The organism is Clostridium sp. YIM B02569, from assembly GCF_022320765.1.
In the GTDB taxonomy this organism is placed as follows: Bacteria; Bacillota; Clostridia; order Clostridiales; family Clostridiaceae; genus Clostridium; species Clostridium beijerinckii.
Genome location: NZ_JAKJJX010000014.1, coordinates 113238 through 135998, shown reverse-complemented (window position 1 = coordinate 135998; position 22761 = coordinate 113238). Strand labels below are relative to the sequence as shown.

Below are 22761 nucleotides of genomic sequence, written 5' to 3'. Positions count from 1 at the left end.
TTTGTATAGTTATTTATAATACTAAACTACTCTAGTACCATGTATTTCAACTGCACCTGTATATTCCAAGAGAAAATCTCTATTTTCCTTATTAACGCCTTTTCCTGGCATTATTGAAATTCTACCGTCTGCATATTTAACTAAATCTTTTAAACACTCTTTTCCAGCCATAGCATTTTCACATCCGCCCTTAGTAAGTATTCTATCTATTCCTAATTTAATTATTTCATCTACGGCTATCTTTTTATCCTCAACTTCGTCAAATGCCATATGAAAAGTTATTGTCATAGGCTTTGCCAAATTAACTAACTCCTCTATTATTTCTTTATCTACCTTAGAATCTTTTACAGAACCAATTACCACCCCGTGAACTCCAAGTTCTTTGCACATCTTCACATCGTATTTCATTATTTCTAGTTCTTCTTTTGTGTAAGTGAAATTTCCACCGCGTGGCCTTATAATAACCATAACTGGTATATCTATATCCTCAACAATTTTTCTTATTGTTCCGTAACTTGGAGTTGTTCCCCCCTCCATCAAATTATCACAAAGTTCTAGTCTATTAGCTCCTCTTTCGGCAGCTAAAATTGCCTCATTATAATTCCCCACACATGCTTCAAATATTTTCATAACTTGCCTCCTATTTTCTTACTCGAGTTTTTTATAAACTTATAAATTAATCCCTATGTATAACCATAATTAACTAATAAATTAATTTTTTATTCTACTAGTCTATACGTAGAACTTGTATATATCTTAACATTTCTCGGTCACTTAAATAAATACATATATAAATTCCTAAAAAAATATTTATAATGAATTTTTATCTAACTTATGAAAACATTTAAATTGGCCTTACCAATTATAGAAATGTATGTTATAATTTGAGTGTAAATACAATTATTTTTATTTAGGGAGGTTATTTTATGGCTTCGATCGAGATTCCATACTCAACAAAATCTTTAAAAATAAACATTGATGATAAAAATCTAAAGGGCATTTTAGTTTCCAAGGCAAATACCTATAAAGCTGATATTTCACAAAATGATATAGTGAATAAAGCTCTTGATAATTGCATAGGTAGTAAATCTTTAGAGGAATTAGTAATTGGTAAAAATAATATGGTTATTATAACTAGTGATCATACACGACCTGTTCCTAGTAAAATTACCATGCCAATTTTATTACAAAGAATAAGAAACGTTAATCCCAATATAAACATAAAAATTCTTATAGCCACAGGCTTTCACAGAGCAACAACTAGAGAAGAAATGATAAATAAATTCGGACAAACCATCGTTGATAACGAGGAGATTATAAACCATATTTCAACAGATGAAAATAGTTTAATAAATGTGGGAACACTACCTTCTGGTGGTGAGTTATTCCTAAATAAATTAGCGATGGAAACCGAGCTCCTAATAGCAGAAGGTTTTATAGAACCACATTTTTTTGCTGGATTTTCTGGTGGAAGAAAAAGCATATTACCTGGAATAGCTTCAGCAAAAACCATAATGGCAAATCACTGTTCTGAATTTATTAACAGCAATCATGCAAGGACTGGAATTATAAAAGATAATCCTATACACAAAGATATGCTCTATGCTGCTGAAAAAGCAAATCTTGCATTTATACTAAATGTAGTTATAGATGAAGATAAGAATATTATAAATGCTTTTGCTGGTGATAGTAAACTTGCTCACGAAGAAGGTTGCAAATTTGTTATGGAGCTTTCCAGTGTAAAAAGTATACAAGCTGACATTGCAATTTCAAGCAATGGTGGATATCCACTAGATCAAAATATATACCAAGCTGTAAAGGGTATGACAGCTGCAGAAGCTACATGCAAGAAAGACGGAGTAATTATTATGATAGCCGCTTGTAACGATGGACATGGTGGTCAATCTTTTTATGAAACTATAGCAAATTCAAAATCTCCTGAAGAACTTCTTGAACAAATATTAAAAGTTCCTAGAAATGAAACAATTCCTGATCAATGGGAGATTCAAATTTTAACACGAATTCTATGTAATTACACTGTAATCGTTGTTACAGATATGTGCGATCCGAATATGATTAAGAGCATGCATATGAAACATGCTTATACTTTTGACGAAGCATTAAACATTGCATATGACATAAAAGGTAAAGATGCTGATGTTGTAGTTATTCCAAATGGTGTAGGTGTGGTTGTCAAATAATAATCAATAGCTTATAACAATATTAAAAAGCTGGTATTTTTTAAACAAAAGTACCAGCTTTTTAAATATTACTTCAAAGCATTTTCGCTAACAATCTCAGATATAAATATCATAAAAAGAAGTTTTACTACTTATGATTCACTAATGTTACGTATATATGTATCATATGGAAATGGTATTATGATTTCTCCTTCAACAACTTTGTAATCTGTATTTTCTGTTGGGCTTAAATTTTTAATTAAATTCATTCCAACTTTATATAAAACTTCAGCTTCAATCCTTGGATCTTGAATAACAGTTCCAGTCATGATTCCTTTATCAATTAAATCTTTTGCTTCTTGTAAGCCATCAATTCCAACAACGGCTATATTTTTTGACTTATTATCCTTGTTATAACCATATTTTTGCAATGCCTCAATAGCGCCTATTGCCATAGCATCATTGTTTGAAATTATTGCTTCAATTCTCCCATTATATTTAAGGAACAAATTATCAATGGAACTTTTAGCTAGATCCTTAGACCAATTAGCATTTACTCTAGCAAGTTCTTGTGTCTTTATTCCAGAATCATTAAGTGTTGATATCGCATATTTACTTCTATCAATGGGCTGTGGGTCATCAGATGGACCTTGCAACAAAACATACTGTAATATATTATCACCATTTGCATCTAAACTGCTTTTATTTTTATTCCAAAAATCAGCAATGATTTTACCTTGAGCAATGCCAGCTTTTTTCGAATCAGGAGTTACAAAAACAACTTTCTCATATAATTTAGAAGCTCTTGATGCTACTTCAGGTATAATATTCATTAGTATTAAAGGCTTATTCTTTTGCTTAATCTTGTTAATGGCACCTTCTACAACATTTTCTCTTCTGTCTGGTAAATATAATATAAATAAATCATATTTTGTTTGTAAAGCAGCATCTAATATTTCATCTTGTATTGCTATATTGTTCTTCGGATTTAAAAAAGTAAATTTCACTCTATTTTGATTCTCATTTTCTATATTTTTTAAGCTTTCAATAACTTTCATAGTAAATGGATCATCAGTTACGAAAAATATTACTGCTATATTAGACACTCTACTAGTGTTAAGATCCAAACTTGCTATTGTTTTAACTTGAGTTATAGATATCAATAAAAAAATAGTTAAAGTTAGCAATATTATCGCAATTCTTTTATTTAATATTTTCATTATAATGCCTCCCATTAGATATAAATACTCAAAATTATATATCTACTCTTGATTAGGTTGCATATAAATATAAAATTTATTCAAAATTAATCATTTAGAAATAAAAGGATTCTAAAAATATTGCAAAAATTTTAGCCGTAATTGTGACTTGTGAAATGTGCATTGTGAATTTCAACATATATATAGCCATATCCTATAATGAATGATGCTAACAAAAGAATTCATTAATAAAATATGGCCAAAACTTTTAGATAATATTATTTATACATATACTCTCTAGTCCAATGTAAATTATTATTTACTCCTTTACCAAATAGAAATTGGTGTATATGAACATTTCCACTATTAAAAGATGCTGCACAGGCATTTAAATATAATCTCCACATTCTTATAAATGTTTCATCCTTAGTCTTTCTTATTTCAGGCAAAGCATTTTCAAAATTACTTGCCCAATGTTCTAGTTTTTTTCATAATGCAATCTAAGATTTTCTACATCACTTACATTGAAATGTTTATCTGAAATTGAGCAGATCAATTCTGAAACAGATAGAACATATCCATCCGGAAAAATATACTTATATATCCATAAACTAGATTTTAAAAGAGATCCTTGGTTTTAACAAATATATTTTTATATCTTTCTTTATTTATTGAATCTTTCTTAAACTCAATTGCTGTCTGCGGACATAAGTGGATGCACGCCAGACATTGCTCACATCGGTGTTCCCATGAAGGTTTTGCTTCTATAATTTCTATATTTTCAGCTGGACATACATTAGAACAAATTCCGCAGCCTATACATTTCTCGCTAACCCAGAAATTTTCATCAATGTTATTTGGGTTAAAATCTTCATACATCTTTTCTTCTTTATATCTGTTTTTTATGACAGGAATATTATTTTCATAATTATTATTAATCATTCTTGCAATATTAATTGTTATCCTTGATTGATTATTCATTCGATTAATGAAATCTTCTTTAGGATGAGGATAATACATAAACCACATATTTCCAGGCATCTCAACACTAAAATTTGCAGAAAGTGATTTTCCTTTATTTCTTAACAGGATATCAATTTGCTCAAAGGTTAATGCAGCATAACTCCCAAAATTAGCTACCGCAAAAAAGTATTTGCCTAAATTAACATCTAAGTTTTTTATAAAATTTGCAACCATTTTAGGAAGCCCTCTATAGTAAACAGGAAAAACAAATCCTATTCTTTCAGAAGTCACTTCATTTATATTCATATTACGTTTGCATATGCGTATCAATCGACAATTGGTGATATTTTCACATAAATCTTTAGCTATCTTCAGTGAATTTCCTGTACCAGTAAAATAATAAATAGTTGTCTCCATTTAAAATCTCCTTAATAAATATTCTACAACTTGAATTTTACAACTCAAATATACATCTTATACAAATTAAGAAGCTATCCATTTTTAGCATGCGGATAGCTCTTATATCTATATTATCTTTTAGTAAAATACTTCTAATTTTTATGATTTCATAGTTTCAGTTTCCTTTTTAATAAATCTATGCTCAAACTCCAATGCTTCCATTGGTTTTCCTATTAAGTAACCTTGAATATAATCACAGTTAAGTTCATTTAGAATCCTAAATTGTTCTTGAGTTTCAATTCCTTCTGCAATAATCTTAAGATTCAGACTATGTCCTAAAGTTATTATTGATCTAACAATCATTACACTTTTATAATCCTTTTCCAAGTTCCATACAAGTGACTTGTCAATTTTTATCATATCAATAGGTAATCTATTGACATAGCTAAGGGATGAGTAGCCTGTACCAAAGTCATCTAAAGATACTCTAACTCCTATTTTTCTTAACTTTTCTAGTATTCCTATGATTGTACCAGAATCCTCCATAGCCTCATCTTCAGTAATCTCCATATTTAAACATCTTGCCGGAAACGAATAATGATTTAATATATTTTCAACCATTGGTATGAACTCAGATTGCTTTAATTGCGAATAAGAAACATTAACTGAAATACTAAATTCACTTCCTCCGAGCTCATGCCATATTTCACATTGCTTACAGGCATTTTCTAATACCCAATTATCAATTGATATTATTTCACCCACACTTTTTGCAATTGGAATAAACTCTATAGGAGAAATAATTTTATCACCTTGTTTCCATCTAATTAGAGCTTCTGAATATAGCACTTTCATTGATCTTAAACTTATAATTGGTTGATAGTAAATTATAAATTCATTATTTTCCATGGCTTTATTTAATTTCTCTTTGATATTCATTTTATTAAGAAATTCATCATTTATTTTCGATGAATACAAGGCATAATCATACCCACCTTTTTTCTTAACTTCATACATGGCTACATCTGCTTTTCTAATCAATGTATCTGCATCTTTACCATGTTCAGGAAATATACTTATGCCAATACTGGCTCCAACACATAAATCTTCCTCATTATAAATAAAAGGAATTTTCAATGCTTTTTGAATTCTTTCAGCAATTTCCTTAACATAAGTAGTGGATTTTATATCAGTTGTTATAATTACAAATTCATCTCCACCAATTCTGCTTATTATATCAACATTACTTATTATACCTTTTAATGTGTCCGCAACATTTTTGAGAACTTTGTCACCAACTTGATGTCCATAATTATCATTTATACTTTTAAATCCATCTAAATCTATGAAAAGTATTGCGAAACTATTATTTTTAATTTCTAAAAGCATATTAAGGTTTTCTAGCATCATTTTTCTATTAGGAAGTTCTGTAAGAGGATCATAATAGACAAAATGACGAAGTTTCTCCTCAGCTCTTATTTTATCTTGAATTTGATTTTTAAGCATCATATTAGCTTCTTCTAATTTTAAAGTACAGTTCTTTTCCATTTCTAATATTTTTTTTCTTTCCGAAATATCATGTAGTAATATTAATATTCCTAATATATCGCTATATTCATCATATATAATTGTACCTGACAATTCACATGTAATGTTATTTCCATATTTCGTTTCCAAGTTAACTTCTATATTTTTTGCACAAGAATTTTTCGTTATACTACTTAAGTCAAAATCAACATTATCCAGTAATTCACTAAATATTTTTCCTTCTACTTCTTCAATTTTATAATTAGTTACACTTAATGATGCATCATTACAATTTTGAATAATGAAGTTCTCATTTAAAATAAAAATCGGCTCATTTACAGTGTTAAAAATATATTCTGATATATACTTTGGAGTCGTCAACATCAATCTATGCTTGTTTATTGCATAATAAATACCACCTAAAGCTATGGTTCCCGTTAATACTGCTGATGGAAAAATAGTTACTCCTAGTAAAGGCAAAATAAAATCTGTAATTATTCCTATAATGATACTTACTGTACAAGTTATTAAAATAATTTTGTTTTGCTTTTTTACTCTATTCTTCTTAGAATATTTTCCTCTTAAATACAATACTATAACACCTGCAAAATCTATTACTATCGCCCATATTATATATAGAATTTGTGGAAACAACTCTGGAGCCACATCAATCCAGCCATAATATTCCTTAGTCATTGCTGAATAAGGTTCTACTATAATGTTTCCAATAAATAATAGTGTAGTTGGAACATATGCTAAAAATTTTATTATTGAAATATACTCAAAATCATCCTCATTATTCAGTAAATATGCAAAGTATAGCCAAAGTCCATTAAAAAAGCAATACCCTAGAACCGAAGAATTTCTCCAAAAAAATGCTGTATTGATATTATCAGATGTTAACATCATTGCATATCCGCCTGACCAAAGTCCAAAGCAAATACATATATATATAAATATCTGATTTGTTTTTGATTTTTTATCCATTCTATAACCGTATATTCCTAAAAATAAATAAAAAATACAACATGAAAATAATAATATAAATAACGCAGTCTTAATAATATCACCTCCAGTATGAGACACAAAAAAGCTCCGATTTACATAACTAATAATCTATACTAGATTTTAACTCTTTAAAACATTTATTTTTACCTTAATGACTTCATACTATATATCTTTAGGCATGTTTTATCGTGATATATACTATATTTAACTGTAAAATAATAACAACTAAAGATATAAAATAATTATATCATATTTTTTTAATATAAGCTTTTGATTGATTAATTTTAAATAATTTAGACAACTTAATAATCTACAGTTTTTTTAATAATATGAACTACATTTTATACTATTCTGAGCTTAAAATTAGTTTAACATATATTAATGTATTGTTTCTGTACATACACGATTTTGACGAAAGAATAAATAAAGGCGGATTAAGTATTTCTACCTAATCCACCTTTATGAATATTTTTTGTTAACAACTTTGGATATTTTCTTTATGCAAAATATCTATCTAAAAGTCCTTTGAAAGCTTTTCCATGTCTAGCTTCATCCTTACACATTTCATGAACTGTATCATGTATTGCATCTAAGTTTAATTTCTTAGCAAGTGTTGCTAAATCCTTCTTACCTTGACATGCACCATGTTCTGCATCGACTCTAGCTTGTAAATTAGCTTTTGTATCTGCCACTACTACTTCTCCAAGTAATTCAGCAAATTTAGCAGCATGTTCTGCTTCTTCAAATGCGATTCTCTTATATGCTTCTGCAACTTCTGGATACCCTTCTCTATCAGCTTGTCTTGACATAGCTAAGTACATTCCAACTTCTGTGCATTCTCCAATAAAGTTCGCCTGTAATCCATCGATCACTTCTTTCTCAACGCCTTTAGCAACTCCAATTACATGTTCATCAGCAAAAGCTAAGTCACCACTTTGTTCTATGAACTTTTCTGATCCTACACCACATACTGGACATTTTTCTGGTGCTGCTTCTCCTTCATGAATATAACCACACACTGTACAAACAAATTTTTTCATAAATTCTCTCTCCTCGCTATCATTTCAATAAATATTTATTAGGCTAATTACCTTATTATATATATTTCAACATCTATATCCTTTTTTCCTTCTATTCTTTCGCACTTTCATAACCTTTATTTCTACATTTTTATACACAATATGCATATTTCTATCTTTTTCCTCTATAAAGAATTGGACTCGATCCCAAAGAATATCCTTCATTATATAGTTTGTTTTCTAACTTAATTAGTTCTTCAGCCAAAATTGTATTTGATCTTAGATCTGTTGGCTCCTTAACTATATCAAGTTCTATACCTTTATATTTTCTGTAGTAACTATAATTTTTCCATAACCATGCTTTTATTCTACTTAAATTTGATGGCCTTCTGATAATATTAAGCATTATTTTTCTGCATTCTTCAATATCTTCCTTTTGAGTATCGTTTAAATTTGATAACTTGTTTCCTAAACTTCTGGCCGCCTTCTCATCTAGCTCTTGACATAAAAATTTGATAGTATGCCATACATTATAGAGTTGATTTTTATTCTCTATTTCTACTTCTCTTGCCCAAACAAAAGCGTTTAATCTTCTTCTTATATCCCACCTTTTTATTGGGCTTTCTAAATCATCTGCACATACTAAAAAGAATCCTTCTTTAAGTAACATCGCTCCTAATACTCCAGGTGGGTTTCCAAGTCTTTTGTCCTTAAGAGTAGTCCTATATACTCCGCAACTTGGACTTCCCTCTTTGTACATATAGATATATATATCCTCACTCTTTAATAATTCTAAACAAAAGTTACATGCTTTTATAAGCTTTTCAGTAAGCTCTTCACCAGTTTTATTTTTAACCTTGGCTTTTCCTTCTAAAACATCTTGTCCACTACCACCTTTTATGCTTATAGGTATTCTAGGCACCCCTAACCCAGCAAGACATTCAGGACACATAGGATAAAATACAAATTGCTCATTTTCTCTACCGAAATTTTTGACATAATCGAATCCTTTACCATTGTATCTTACTTTTGCGCCAAAACAACATTCACTTATACCTACTTTTAATTTTTTCTTCAGTACTTTCTCCATATAACACCTCTTTAAACCCATTAATCGTTTTTATACAAAACACTCTCATACTCTTTATTTTTATCAAATTCCTTTTTTGCAAAAACACATACTGGTATTATCTTCTTATTTTCTTCTATCGCAAAATCTACAACTTTCCTTATTAAAAGTTTGCCTGCTCCTTTGCCCTTCAACTTTTCACCCACAAAAGTATGATCAATTTTTATTACATCCTTACTAGTATCACTTAATATTACTTCTGCTAAAGTATTTTCTTCCGTTTCTCCAATATAGAATTTGTTTAATCCCTTTTTAATATCAATCATAATACGCAACACCACCCTTTCCATAATTTTATTCATTTTACAAAAACCCTTTAGTAATACCTTATATATCCACAACATTATTATATCATAGTCAAATAACATTTTATTGTCGAATTTTTAGACTTTTTTTAATTTAATTCACATTTTACTTCTCAAAAGAAAAAAATAAGGGTCTATCTTTGATAAACCCTCATTCCTAATATTCTATTTATAAATAATGCCAATATATTTATCTAAAAGCAAAGTATACAAAATTGAATATATCATGTATTTTTATAACTAAATTTCGTTAAAATAGTTGAATTACATTTCCATTCTTTCCGCAACACTTCTTGTATTTCTTTCCACTTTGACATGGGCATGGATCATTTCTTCCAATCTCTTTTTTGCTTTCAATTGTTGTGTTATTTCCTTCTTTTTCATTTATATTTGCACCTTTATATTTCCATAATGGTATATTCTTAATAAATTTATTAACAATATTAAATACCCTAATTTCATCTTCCTTGTCAAGTTTTGCATCTATTCCATTTATTATATCTTCAAGTATTTCTTCAGAATTTCTATATTGTATATCCAAAGCCAACATGTTCATAGTTCCAGCAGCATCCTTTTTATCAACTAAAAACATCGATGAAAATTCTTTTGAAAACTTCCTTCCAATACTACTTCTTTCCAAATAATCTTCGTTAGACATGGAAATTAGATCATCTTTACTAATCATAGAATAATCCAAATTATTGTCTATATCATTTAATATTTCTTCATAATCCTCTATTTCCACATTAACAAATATAATTTTTCCGTCATCGTCAATTGTACCATAATATTCATTATTATAATAAAAAGATCCTTCTTCTAATATAGATAACAATATTTGCTCTTCTACATTGTCATATCTTTTCATTAATCCTTTAACATCTTCAAAACAAAGAACACCATATAACTTAATCATACCTCTAAAGATATTCATGATTTCACTATTTTTCTTCATTAACTTTCTAAACTCTAGGGTATCACATTGCTTAACAACGGCCTGCATTAGTTCAGGCATTAATAAGATTGGTTTTCTATCTTTTAAGCACGGAAATACCATCCCTTGATTCATAAAAAAAGCATGTTTATCCGCATAATTTTCTGCTTCATTATCAGAAACTGAAATTATTCCATTATTCTTAATGTATTTTAATAATATTTTATACATATCATCATTAATCACATTCATTTTATTTCTGATATTTTTTTCATATTCATCAATATATTTTTCAATTACCTGATTTTTATTCAAATTATATGATAATTTAAGACCAATGTTCTCTGCTAGGCTACAAATTTCTTTTTTAGGATATGGCTTGATCAATTCTTCTAGGTCAAAAGAATATGTATCCTTGAAAAACGTATGTATAAAACTATTTGTAAATTTATTATAATGTTTTAAAAAATCATTCTCTATCATTTGTTCAGAATCGTCAAAATCTGAAAAAGCATCATTGTTATGTATCGGCTTTTTATTACTAACTTTGTATTTATTGTTATTTCCAGGCAAGTATTCTTTTTCCGAATCTTTATTTCCTATATACCCGCAACCCCCATCTCTTGGAGAATTATTAAGTTTACCTTCTTCTGGATTATTTCTAGCAATAACTTCCATTTGGCTAAATTCATTTGGGACTTGTATTATATCTACAACTTCTAAAGTCAAATAAGTAGTTGAACCAAAATCATATTCATATTCGAACTTTTTATTAATATTTAATAAATCCTTTAAATAAAAATTCATCTCATATTGTTCATCACTATTGTCATGATATATTTCTTCATCAATATAAAAAGCACTTAAATGCCCACAACATTCTACCCATATATCTCTTATAAATTTGTCCAAATGCTGAAGTTGCAACTTTGCATCTATCGAAACATAAATACAGTATAAACTAGGATTATACTTATCTTTCATGGATATTATGAATTGCTCTCTTACCCCTTTAGTATAATTCATCTTTTCTTCAATTGATTTTTTCATTACTGAACAACTCTTTGCATGTCTTTTAATTGTTCTTTCAGTTAATTCTTTATTACAATAATAACATCTACCTTGCACGACTAAATCTCCTCTTAAATAATATAATTACTATATAAAATTCCAACATGCACAATTATATACTAACATTATGTTTGTCTGCAAATTTTTTATAAAATTTCTATGTTTACAATTCCATTAAGGGTATTAGATAAGTAGAGCTTATAATATTACTAAGCTTTAATATTTATAACGTATTAACTTCTTGCAACTATTAGTAGCTGGTTGAATTTTTATTAGCTATATCTTTGGCATACATGTCGCAGAGAGAATTCTCAAAATGGTTAGAATGTGCTTTTACCCACTGAAATTCAATATATTTTCCATTACAAGCTTTATCAAAATCAAGCCACTTTTCTATATTCTTAGCTGGTTCTCCATTAATAGTTTTAAAGTCATTCAATTTCCATATAGGTAACCATTCTGTGAGTCCTTTTCTGACATACTGGCTATCAGTTATTATTCTTATTTTTTCAACATCTTTTAATAATTCAAGTGCTTTCATTGCTGCTTCAAGTTCAGCTTGGCTGCTTCCTATGTCTTTCACTTTTTCTGTATATAAATTATAATTTCCTTTCAAATCTTCTATTATAAAAGCAAATCCACCATGATTTTTCTTCTCTAAATAACTGGCATCTGTGTAGATTTTATAGATTCTCTCTTCAGCCTTACTTTCCTCTATTGCATAACTATCATAATTACTATTTCGTTTATCTAAAACTAAGATTTTACTCCTATCATTAAAAGCAGCTACATCTTTATCTTCTCTTATGACTACTTTTACATTAAACCCTACATAATATGTATCTGGCCGCTTATTATGTAGCATTTTTCTAAATTGGTATTCCTGTCCTTTAAAGAAATCACTTAGGTTGTTATTATCTACAAAATGTAATTCTTTTTTTAAAGGATTAAATTCTACTAAGGAGTTCTCAGTACCGTTACTGACTTTAATTTTATAGTTATTATTTTCTTCACCTACTATTTCTAGTGTAAAAAGCATCATTTTCATAAAAATTACTCCTTAAAACAAATATCTCATTATAAATATATTTATGTCACAATTAAGTTTCTACATCTATCCTTAATTGAGTGTCTGACTTACTAAAGCTTTAAATATAGATTTATTGTTGAAACATATATTTTATCATAAGTACAACAAATTCAAATTTAGTAGTTATTTTAATAACTACTTTATATTTTTCTTTTATATCATAAAACTTACTACTGTATACATCATTATAACAAAATTAAAGCTGAAATTTTCTATATTGTCTAAAAATTTCAGCTAATAATTATTAATTTAATCTAAGCATTTACGTAGGATTTAAAGTTTTCTAACGGAAGTGAAATTGTCACTGTTGTTCCCTTCCCATATTCACTATCAATTTTAAGAATCCCATTGTGCATATCTATAATATTATTAGAAATGACCAATCCAAGTCCTGCGCCAATAGATTTAGGATCAATTTTATAGAATGACTCCATAACATGATTTATATCCTCTTTTTTAATTCCAATACCTATATCGCTAATTTTAATTAAAATGTACTCTTCGCTAACTGATTGAATAACATAGATTTTACGATTTTTATATGAGAACTTAATTGCGTTATCTAATACATTTAGTATAACTTGCCTCAATCTATCACCATCTGCTGTAATAATTGCTGGGTGCGTTTCAACCACTAATTTAATTTCCTTTTTTTCTGCTTTCTTTTGAAGCTGGAAGGTTACTTCACGAATAATTTTGTCTATTTTGACATCAGATAAGATTAGTTTAATTCTATCTGACTGATATCTTGAAAAATCTAATAGATTCTCTACTAAATTAATAAGTCGATCTGATTCATCATTAATAATTCCTAAACCAAATTTAAATTCCTCATCTGATAATTCGTCTGGATTCCGCATAGTTTCAATCCATCCCTTAATTCCTGTCAAAGGTGTCCTAAGCTCATGAGAAATTGATGATATAAAATCATTCTTTAAACGATCGGTTTTTAATATTTCATCGCCCATATAGTTAAGCGTTTTTGCTATTTCTCCAAGTTCATTTGGATAAGCATCCTTAATTTTTTCCTTGTATTTTCCCTCTGCTATTTTCTTTGTAAAATTGATAATATCGTTTAATGGTTCTACAATTATATTCCCTAAACGCAAACTTACAAAAAACACGATAACAGCAATAAAAATGCAGATGATAATCCCATAAATCAACAGATTAATAATTAAAGCATTTACTTGTGTTAAGGATGTTGTATACCGCAAAATTCCTAATACTTGCCCGTCAAAAACAAGAGGTGTATATACTGCTATAATCTTTTGACCTGAATATGAATTTTTCTCAATTTTATATGTGGTTTTCAAATCCAATACATCAGAATCTATCAAATAAGTTTTATCTTCATAAAAACCTGTAGATGATTGAATTAATTTCCCATTTCTTTTTAATAGTTGTAGTTCGGAGCCATTAATCTTATAATTTTTAATAATTTCACTACTGAATTCCGCCAAACTTTTATTAGTAAAATCAGTTTCTCTTGACAATACAGAAGGAATCGCCTCTGCTTGACTTTGAAATGTATTAGCAATTCCCTGATAATAATATTGCCTTATTCCAATTCCAAACCCTATCATAACAAGACTTAATGTAAGTAAACTAATTATCATAAAGTAAACAATGATCCTTCGCTTCATAGTTTTATTCCTTCCATAAATACCCATATCCCCAATCCGTGCGTAAATACTCTGGAGCTGATGGATCATTCTCTATTTTCCTTCGTATACGTCTTATATTTACATCGACAACTTTTTCATCACCAATATAATTTATTCCCCAAACTTCATCCAAAATATCATTTCGTGTAAATACCTTATTCTTATTATTTATTAAAAATTGAAGTAAGCAATATTCTGTTGGAGTTACTTTAATATCCTTTCCAAGGTGAGATACTTTTTTATTTATTACATCAAGCTCAAATGGCCCCGATTTAATAACTGAGCTTTCTTTCTTTGAATATATATGATTCAATCTTCGCGCTAAAGAAATAATTCTTGCCTCTAGCTCAACCATGCTAAATGGCTTTAGTAAATAATCGTCAGCTCCTTCTACAAGACCTTTTACTCTATCTTCTTCCTGAGATCGTGCCGTTAACATGATAATCCCAACAGATTGACTTATATCTCTAATTTTCTGACACACCTCAAATCCATCAATTCCTGGGAGCATTAAATCTAATAAGACAATATCAATCTTTCTATTATTAAAAATAGATAAGGCCTCTTCTCCATTCTCAGCTTCTAGAACTTCGTACTTTTTCTTTCTTAAATTTAGGCAGATAAAACTTCTAATTGACAGTTCATCCTCAACAACAAGAATTGTTTCCATATTTTCCTCCATTAAAATTCATCTTTAAGTAAATGAAAATTTTCCTTTGAAATAGGTTGTTCTTCTTTAATATCATCATAAAATATAATATCCTTCGTTTCTCCAAGCTTGGTTTTGTTCTCACCATATGAACCTTTGCTTATCCATTTTACTTCAAATAAATTATCCTGACTTTCATTATCTATAAGTCTAACACCTTGATCAAGCTTCTGAATTGTAACTTTACCATGCCATTTGGAAGGAATTGTAATGTAGAAATGCTGCACACTATCTGTATATCTTTCTTCTACAATTTCATGTGTTCCATCTTCTTTATAATCAGAGTAAGTATAAATAAAAGGGATTTCTGCCATCGCTGCATCTTCAAAACCTTTAGGAATATACATTCCTCCAACATCTATAATACCGTCATTGTTGATATCTCTACTATATAATGGGTAAGCCTTAAATAAAATACCATCATTTTCATCTCCAATTTTAATAAATCTTCCCTTATCGCAAGTAACAATTTCAGTTAACATTGAATGGGCCCCTAATGCACTATCAATGAATAACGCATTATTTCCATCTGCTAATTTTCCACTAACGACATTTTCAATTACACCCTCAGGATTTAGACCCACAAACGTGTGAGATTTTAATTGATTATTTTCATAATTAAACATTTCTGCTGTTTTTGATTTGCCTATTTCTCCATCAATTATTATAACATCAGGTTTCTTATCTTCATTGCAATCTGATATATCTATCAATTCGTAAGTACGATTAACTTTATTAACTAATTCTTTTCCATTCAATTCATATATAAATAACTGTTTACTTAGTTCAGAATCTGATACTGAAGTACCTAAAATCACTTCTTTTTTCCCATCCCCATCAAGATCTTTAAGAGTAAAATAATCAAGAATATTAAAATTAGTGGCTACATCAAGTACTTTATTCCATTTTTCATTTTCTTCTTTAAGCATTAATAGATGAACTTGTCTATTTTCTTTCATATCCCTATATAATACAAATGCTTCATTTTTACCGTCTTTATCAACATCATCTATAAAAATACTTTGTTTTTCTTGTGAATTCTTAGGTACTAAGAATTCACTGCCAGGCGTTAAAATTTCTTTTAGCTCTTTATTAATTTTATTTTCTTCTACATTTTCGAGCATAGGGGCCTGAATTAAGCTAGTTGTGTTTACAACATTCCCACAGCCTGTTATAATACTGCCTAAAGAAATAATCAGTATTATAACTCTTGCATATTTTCTCATAACATATACACCCCATTTTTCATTCTGTTATTATTTAGTATTACCTTATCCATAATATATAATTACTTCATATCCATAATTTTTAGCTCTTATGTTAACTATACGTTTTTATTATATTTTCACTAAATGCCTGTGCTTCAATGCTTAGCTTTTAGCTATCATCCTATAATTTTAAAATAAGAAAGTAGTTTTTAATTTACTAAAAATCATTCTTTAAAATATATATTGCATAGGTTTGTCCTGTGTTTGCATCATAATTTACAGACAAAAATATATTTTTATACTTAAAATGTGCATCTCCACTTTTATCACTAACTGGGTTTCCAAAAACTTCTTTAAATCTACTTATCTTATCACCAATCTTTACACCATTTAAATTCAAATCATTTCTCATAATAAAGATTTGCTCTACCTTATCATTATTTTTCTGATCAAACCAAACTCTAATACCAGCTTTTTTAAATTCCACTCCACCTTCTCCTATAGAATTTGGCTTTTCATTTAATGTACTTATAAGTTCATCTTTACTAAAACCTAATAGATTCATATATTCTGTAAAATTATTCTTTCCATTATCCGACTTTGAGGCATCCATAGACTTGCTATCTTCAATTATTTTTACTGAATCATTTTTCTTTTTTACTTGTGAAGCTACTATTTCTTTATTATCCTCATTATTAGCAGATTTTTCAATGCTGACTACTTCTTCTGATATTTTTTCACCTTCTGCTTGATTGCTATTTTCTGAAACTTTCTCAACTGACACTTCTTTATTTTGAGCATCTATTTCAGATGACTTTTTAGGACTACACCCCACTATACTTGCAGAACTTATAGTGATAGCGCATATTATAGCTGCTAAAAACAATAATTTAAATCTCTTTTGAATTTTATTTATCATAATTATTCTCCTAACTAATTTTTATTATTTTTTTGTATATAATTAATCTACTTGAAAATTCAAAAAATATATGTGTTTCAATGCACACTGCTCATTTCACAATTACGGCTAAAATTCTTGTAATATTTTTAGAATTATTATGAAGAATTATTTTCTCAATATATACTTTAGCGTTTTCTATATCTTACCTAAAGTATAAAAGATTTTTAAACTAAAAGCGTTACAAAAAAGTTACAATATTATGTGAAAACTTTCAGTAAATTCCTTTCTTAATTAGTAAAAAAATTCTATTGCAATAATATTAATTGATTATAATAAAGAATTTTTTCGTTTTGAGGCATATAAAAAAAAGCCATCCTTTAAGGATAGCTTTTCTTTTAAGCTGCTTTGCTTGCTTTTTGGGTGAAACATTTAATTGCTAAGAATATCTTGTGTAAATTCATCTAAGTCTACATCTCCATAGATTCCATCGATAACACCTTTATCTGTATATTGATGTCCTGCTCTAGAATTCCATACACTATTAGCTGGTAAGTTAAATGGACTCTTATAATAATTTGCTTCCCATAATGTATATTTAGATAATCTACTATCTAAATTATTTTTTATAAAATCTGAATATGTATATATACAAATGTCCATATTACTTAATTTTTTGAATTCATCTATGAACCTTAATGCATAACCCATGACATCAAATCCATCTTGTTCTATATCCAAAGCAGGTTTTAGGTCATTCTGCTTATCCTTTATGTTATTGTAAAAATTACGTGCTTGTGTTTCAGGAGAGCTTGTCCCAACTAAAAAATGATAAAAACCTGTATTTAATCCAGCATTTTGAGCACCACTATAACTAATTCCTAAATAATTATCCACATAGGTTGTCCCTTCTGTAGCTTTTATGTATACACATTGGATCCCTGAAGTTTTGACTCTTTTAAAATCTATGTCCCCATTGTAGTGACTAATATCTATACCTTTTAATAAAGTATCAGAATTATTATTGACTGGATTTCCTGGCCCTATCTTCTTGCCATCAGAACCGATTTTATAGCCATCTATTGTAGAATTTGTAACTAAAGCTCCAGATGATTTATCTAAATAATAAGTATCACTTCCAGAATTTATCCATCCTGTTGACATTGCTCCACTAGATTTTAAATAATACCACTTTTCATCAATATTAACCCATCCTTTAGCCATTGCACCAGTATCATATAAATAATACCAAGTTCCATTATCTTTAATCCATCCAGTTGCCATGCTTCCACTACTGCTAGAGTAATACCAATTATCACCTGATTTATACCATCCTGTAGCCATTTCACCACTACTATAAAACATATAAATTTTATTATCAATTTTATTTAGTCCTGTTACCATAGCCCCTGAACCGTTTAAGAAATACCAAACATTATTTAATTTACTCCAACCAGTAACCATACTGCCTGATTGATCCAAATAATACCATATTCCATTCACATTAAACCAGCCAGTTAACATTCTTCCATCGTATTTTAAATAATACCACTTGTTATCTGGTTTTATCCACCCAGTTGCTCTTGTATTATCTGATTTATAGTAATACCAGTATCCATTCTCTTTTTTCCACCCAATAGTTGATGTTATGTTAACTTTTCCATCATTACTATTTACAATATCTTGGGTACTATATTTATAAATAACATTTAATTCACTTGGCTTATTTTCAGGTATACCTGGATTAGGAATTTCATCTGATATCTTGCTAACAGTATTGCTAGATACTACAGTTGAATCAGTAGTTGCAGCTTGTACATTTACTACTTGTCCAAAACTTATACTAGTTAATAAAACCAGTATAAATGAAGTAAGTTTCTTTCTAATATTCACATGGATCATTCTCCTTTTAATTTTCATTAAGTGCTTACTTATTTTTTAATCCGCTTCAATCAATTCATCTAAAATTATACAATTAATGTAATTTTCAATCAATTGATTTACTATGGATGTAGAGGAAACTTATGTCAACATCATCTTATATAGCTTACTAACTTCTTTATTTAGCCAACTATGATAGGAACTATACCAGTATTTATTCTCTAATTGTATATATAAAATTTACTAGGTAAAAAAGTTAATAAATTTTATATATACATCATAGATTTATAATAATACTGGAATAATAAAACTATTATGCTTTTTTATTCCACAAAAATAAATGTATTATACTGGATAATAATTATTATTTATTAATAAAATGTTGCAATTTTCCGAATATTCCAATATAATTAATGTAACATATAGGTAAGGAGTGATGTTAAATGAAAAAAATACTCTCTAAGGCTTTTGCTAAGAAAATTATCGAATTTTTGATATATGGTCCAGGGTATAAAGCTCCTGAATATGCATATGTTCGTGTAACTCCTCCATCTTCTAACAAAGATATTTACGAAGATAACTTGAGGCGATAAAATTATATTTTTAATATATACAACTTATTAATAGTAAATATTTACGTGTGCATATAGAAAAAATAACTAGTGGAATTTAATCTGCTAGTTATTTTTTATTAACACTTCCTTATATACTTTAAAATATAAATAATTTAATTCTTTACACACTTTTTTATTGCTTTTCATATGTAATTTTTATAAATTTTCCTTTTTAACTTTAAAACGATTTATACTTAAAACCATAAACCTTAAAAAAACACAATCTTTTTCTTAATCCTTACCAATTTTTATTATTCTTGAAAAATACGAAAATATTTAGTACTATAAAATTATTATTAATGTAATATATCTAATAAAGAATCTATATTTATTGAGAGGAGAAATTTGTTCGATGGAATTTAATTTAAATGAAGGTACTTCATATGTCAAAGAGTTTAAAGTTACAGAAAATGAAACAGCTATAAAAATGGGATCAGGTGATCTAGAAGTCTATGCAACCCCTGCTATGATTGCTCTAATGGAAAATGCATCAAAAAGTTTAGTAATAGAGGAACTTCCAAGTGGCTATACTACAGTTGGAATTGACATGAGTGTCAAACATATTAAATCATCTCCAATTGGCGCAAATATAAAATGCAAATCTACCCTTACAAAAGTAGATGGAAAAAAATTATTTTTTGATGTGGAAGCAAGTGATGACCAAGGTACTATCGGAAAAGGTTCTCATATAAGGTTTATTGTAAACTCAGAAGATTTTATGAGAAAAACTAAAAATTGCTAAATAAATGATAATAACTATATTTAAAGAGATTCTCTCTTTAAATATAGTTATTGCTTTAAAATTGCTTTAAATTGGACTTACTCCGATACTTTTCCATAAATATTTAAAATTAGTTTTGAATAATAAATTTATATCGATACTTTGATTCATTGCCCAAAGTACCATAGAACTTTGCAACATCGACACAATACTCTTTGATGTAGATAGAGAATCAATTTCTGGCAAAATCTCACCTAATTCTTTTCCTTCTTCTACAACATTGTCTATTCCTTCCAATAATCTATGGTTAAAATCATTTACTAGATTTCTATTTTCATAACTTTTCAATCCTTCAATTGTTATAAATGTGACAGCAATATAGTTAAATCTATTTATATTTAGAATCTTTTTTAAATATGGTATTATTCCACAATATTTTATAAAAATTGTTTTCAGCCTTTTTTTTGCGGATTCATTGCATAAATTGGTAGTACCTATAATTTCATCGAAGTATGGAGAACAAAACTCTTCTATCACTTTATATATAAGCTCATCTTTACTTTTAAAATACTTATAAAAAGCACTTTTATTTATGTTAATTTGTTTAAAAATATCTCTAATAGACACTTCAAAAAAACCATTTTCCATAAATAGTTTGATAGATGACTTTAAAATTTTTTCTTTAATTTCCACCCTAAAATTCTCCCTCTTTTTATTTAGCATTTTCCACCATTAATAAAAAAAACAAACTAAATATTATAATCTAAACTTAGTTTATATCGTCTTAAGGCCACTGAACTTTTATATATTATAAATAATTCATACTAATCACCTTATTTATGTGATAATTAGTATGAATATATTTTTGAAGTCTTCAGATTTCTAAAAATCTGAAATCCAAGTTAATACTATTGTGCTCCAGAAAATGCTATCCAAGGTTTTTGGATTTCTTGCTTTAATGTATTATAGTTATCAATTTGGCTTCTTAATTGAATATTTAGATCTTCACTGCTCAAAACTTGGGTATTGTAAGCAGATTCAGTTATCATTCCTAAATCATATTTAAGTTTTGCATCACTAAGGTTCTTGTTGCTTAATTCTATATTTTGCTTAATATAATTAATATTATCTTGTGCTGTAATAAGATTTGTATAAAGTGTTCTTAGTTGATTTTTAAAGTTCTTTTTGTCCTCATCTATACTTGTTTGTTCTTGATCCACACTAAGTCTATTACCTAAATAAGTTAAACGTGCCGATATGGCATTTGCATATGCACTTTTAGCAGCTTGATATTTATTGTAATCTGTGAGATAAGCTTCAATATTTCCGTTATAATCACTTAATTTAGGTTCTTGAGCTTCATCTGTTATTTTTTTTGCATCACTTACATCGCCGTCACTTATTTTATTATCAGAATCATAATAATGATCTTTCTTAAGCTTAAGTATTTGTTCCCTGTATTTTAAATAGTTATCTATAACTTTATCTAGGTAAGTATCTATAGATCCATCTATTTTTAATGTTTCATAAGGAATATCCTGTTCCAAAGTATATTGTGTTACATCCTTACCTGTCAATACTTTAAAGCTATATTCAGCGTCCTTTAATGTATTTTCACTTGTTTTCTGTGTTATTTGTAAATTTTCAATTTCAAGTTCAGTTGATTTCAAATCACTTGATGTTACCATTCCTAGACTGCTTTTAAGTTTTGCATCATTTAATGTCTTGTTTTTAATTTGCAATTCTTTTCCAGCTTTATCTATTTTCATTTGACTTGTAACGATATTATTATATGCTTTAGTAACTTTTTGAATTAAAGCATCTTGATCAAAATCCCTTTGTTGCCTAGCTTTATTTGCATTAGCTTCTCTAGTATCATCATTAAAATCTTCTTCGTCTCCACTAACATCTTTAGAATCATCCAAGTCTTCATTTATGTCATTAGTTTTATCTTGGTAAGTTATTTTACTAGTATCAAGTTGTAATACCTCGCTTATACTAATTGCCTCTTTTATAGCTTCATCTAAAGTAAGCAGTTGCTTTCCGTTTACGATTTGTGAATTTGTTGCAGTGCTTGTACTAGTAGTTGTTTGTTGAGTTGAATCTGCTGCAAGTGCTGGTACAACGCTACCACTCATAACACTAATCCCTATTGCAAATGCTATTATCTTATTTATATTTTTTCTCATGTATAAATCTCCTCTTCATTAATATTTATTTTAATATAAATTCGAATTCT

At 28.2% G+C, this 22761-nt stretch carries 19 protein-coding genes and 1 pseudogene; 3 read left to right on the top strand and 17 right to left on the bottom strand.

The window, feature by feature from the left end; all coding sequences use genetic code 11:
• Positions 1-21: 21 nt before the first annotated feature.
• Positions 22-630, bottom strand: coding sequence for a copper homeostasis protein CutC (locus L3B96_RS14240; RefSeq protein WP_012058708.1), 609 nt, complete (start codon positions 628-630; stop codon positions 22-24).
• Between the two features lie 296 nt (positions 631-926).
• On the opposite strand from L3B96_RS14240, the gene larA reads away from it, so the two are divergent.
• Positions 927-2201 (top strand): nickel-dependent lactate racemase, encoded by a 1275-nt coding sequence (gene larA / locus L3B96_RS14235; protein WP_012058707.1) that lies wholly within the window; start codon positions 927-929, stop codon positions 2199-2201.
• A 131-nt stretch (positions 2202-2332) separates the two neighbouring features.
• Here the strand turns inward: larA and L3B96_RS14230 are convergent, their stop codons facing one another.
• From L3B96_RS14230 to L3B96_RS14165, 14 genes and pseudogenes are all read right to left on the bottom strand, one after another.
• Positions 2333-3400, bottom strand: a complete 1068-nt coding sequence (locus L3B96_RS14230; protein ID WP_238861505.1) for a galactose ABC transporter substrate-binding protein — start codon at positions 3398-3400, stop codon at positions 2333-2335.
• Positions 3401-3657: 257 nt separating this feature from the next.
• Positions 3658-3995: pseudogene (locus L3B96_RS14225) on the bottom strand (class I SAM-dependent methyltransferase); the annotation flags it as partial.
• Between the two features lie 2 nt (positions 3996-3997).
• On the bottom strand, positions 3998-4759 hold the full coding sequence (locus tag L3B96_RS14220) for an EFR1 family ferrodoxin (protein ID WP_238861504.1): 762 nt from the start codon (positions 4757-4759) through the stop codon (positions 3998-4000).
• A gap of 141 nt (positions 4760-4900) precedes the next feature.
• Positions 4901-7354 carry an EAL domain-containing protein gene (locus L3B96_RS27465; protein WP_343073096.1) on the bottom strand — a complete coding sequence of 818 codons (2454 nt, stop codon included), beginning with the start codon at positions 7352-7354 and terminating at the stop codon, positions 4901-4903.
• A gap of 419 nt (positions 7355-7773) precedes the next feature.
• Positions 7774-8316, bottom strand: a complete 543-nt coding sequence (locus tag L3B96_RS14210) for an NADH peroxidase (protein WP_012058703.1) — start codon at positions 8314-8316, stop codon at positions 7774-7776.
• Positions 8317-8467: 151 nt separating this feature from the next.
• On the bottom strand, positions 8468-9385 hold the full coding sequence (locus tag L3B96_RS14205) for a DUF523 domain-containing protein (RefSeq protein WP_238861502.1): 918 nt from the start codon (positions 9383-9385) through the stop codon (positions 8468-8470).
• Between the two features lie 20 nt (positions 9386-9405).
• Positions 9406-9714, bottom strand: a complete 309-nt coding sequence (locus L3B96_RS14200) for a GNAT family N-acetyltransferase (RefSeq protein ID WP_274603569.1) — start codon at positions 9712-9714, stop codon at positions 9406-9408.
• Positions 9715-9979: 265 nt separating this feature from the next.
• Entirely contained in the window at positions 9980-11791 is a 1812-nt protein-coding gene (locus L3B96_RS27460) for an SEC-C metal-binding domain-containing protein (protein ID WP_238861501.1), read from the bottom strand.
• Positions 11792-11984: 193 nt separating this feature from the next.
• Positions 11985-12782, bottom strand: coding sequence for a ribonuclease H (locus tag L3B96_RS14190; protein WP_238861500.1), 798 nt, complete (start codon positions 12780-12782; stop codon positions 11985-11987).
• Between the two features lie 296 nt (positions 12783-13078).
• Entirely contained in the window at positions 13079-14470 is a 1392-nt protein-coding gene (locus tag L3B96_RS14185) for a HAMP domain-containing sensor histidine kinase (RefSeq protein WP_238861499.1), read from the bottom strand.
• A gap of 4 nt (positions 14471-14474) precedes the next feature.
• The gene (locus L3B96_RS14180; RefSeq protein ID WP_017211682.1) at positions 14475-15161 is read right to left on the bottom strand and encodes a response regulator transcription factor; all 687 of its coding nucleotides are present in this window, start codon (positions 15159-15161) and stop codon (positions 14475-14477) included.
• A gap of 11 nt (positions 15162-15172) precedes the next feature.
• Entirely contained in the window at positions 15173-16426 is a 1254-nt protein-coding gene (locus tag L3B96_RS14175) for a hypothetical protein (protein WP_238861498.1), read from the bottom strand.
• 199 nt (positions 16427-16625) lie between these two features.
• On the bottom strand, positions 16626-17327 hold the full coding sequence (locus L3B96_RS14170; RefSeq protein ID WP_238861497.1) for a hypothetical protein: 702 nt from the start codon (positions 17325-17327) through the stop codon (positions 16626-16628).
• Positions 17328-17738: 411 nt separating this feature from the next.
• A complete protein-coding gene (locus tag L3B96_RS14165) occupies positions 17739-19199 on the bottom strand; it encodes a GH25 family lysozyme (protein WP_238861495.1) in 1461 nt (486 codons plus the stop codon).
• A gap of 431 nt (positions 19200-19630) precedes the next feature.
• Between L3B96_RS14165 and L3B96_RS14160 the strand changes: the two genes are divergently transcribed.
• Both L3B96_RS14160 and L3B96_RS14155 read left to right on the top strand, forming a co-directional pair.
• The gene (locus L3B96_RS14160; RefSeq protein ID WP_017211686.1) at positions 19631-19780 is read left to right on the top strand and encodes a hypothetical protein; all 150 of its coding nucleotides are present in this window, start codon (positions 19631-19633) and stop codon (positions 19778-19780) included.
• 373 nt (positions 19781-20153) lie between these two features.
• On the top strand, positions 20154-20543 hold the full coding sequence (locus L3B96_RS14155; protein ID WP_238861493.1) for a thioesterase family protein: 390 nt from the start codon (positions 20154-20156) through the stop codon (positions 20541-20543).
• A 66-nt stretch (positions 20544-20609) separates the two neighbouring features.
• Here L3B96_RS14155 and L3B96_RS14150 read toward each other — a convergent pair whose 3' ends face one another.
• Both L3B96_RS14150 and L3B96_RS14145 read right to left on the bottom strand, forming a co-directional pair.
• Positions 20610-21215, bottom strand: a complete 606-nt coding sequence (locus L3B96_RS14150; RefSeq protein ID WP_017211688.1) for a TetR/AcrR family transcriptional regulator — start codon at positions 21213-21215, stop codon at positions 20610-20612.
• A gap of 215 nt (positions 21216-21430) precedes the next feature.
• Entirely contained in the window at positions 21431-22711 is a 1281-nt protein-coding gene (locus L3B96_RS14145; RefSeq protein ID WP_238861491.1) for a TolC family protein, read from the bottom strand.
• Positions 22712-22761: the final 50 nt, after the last annotated feature.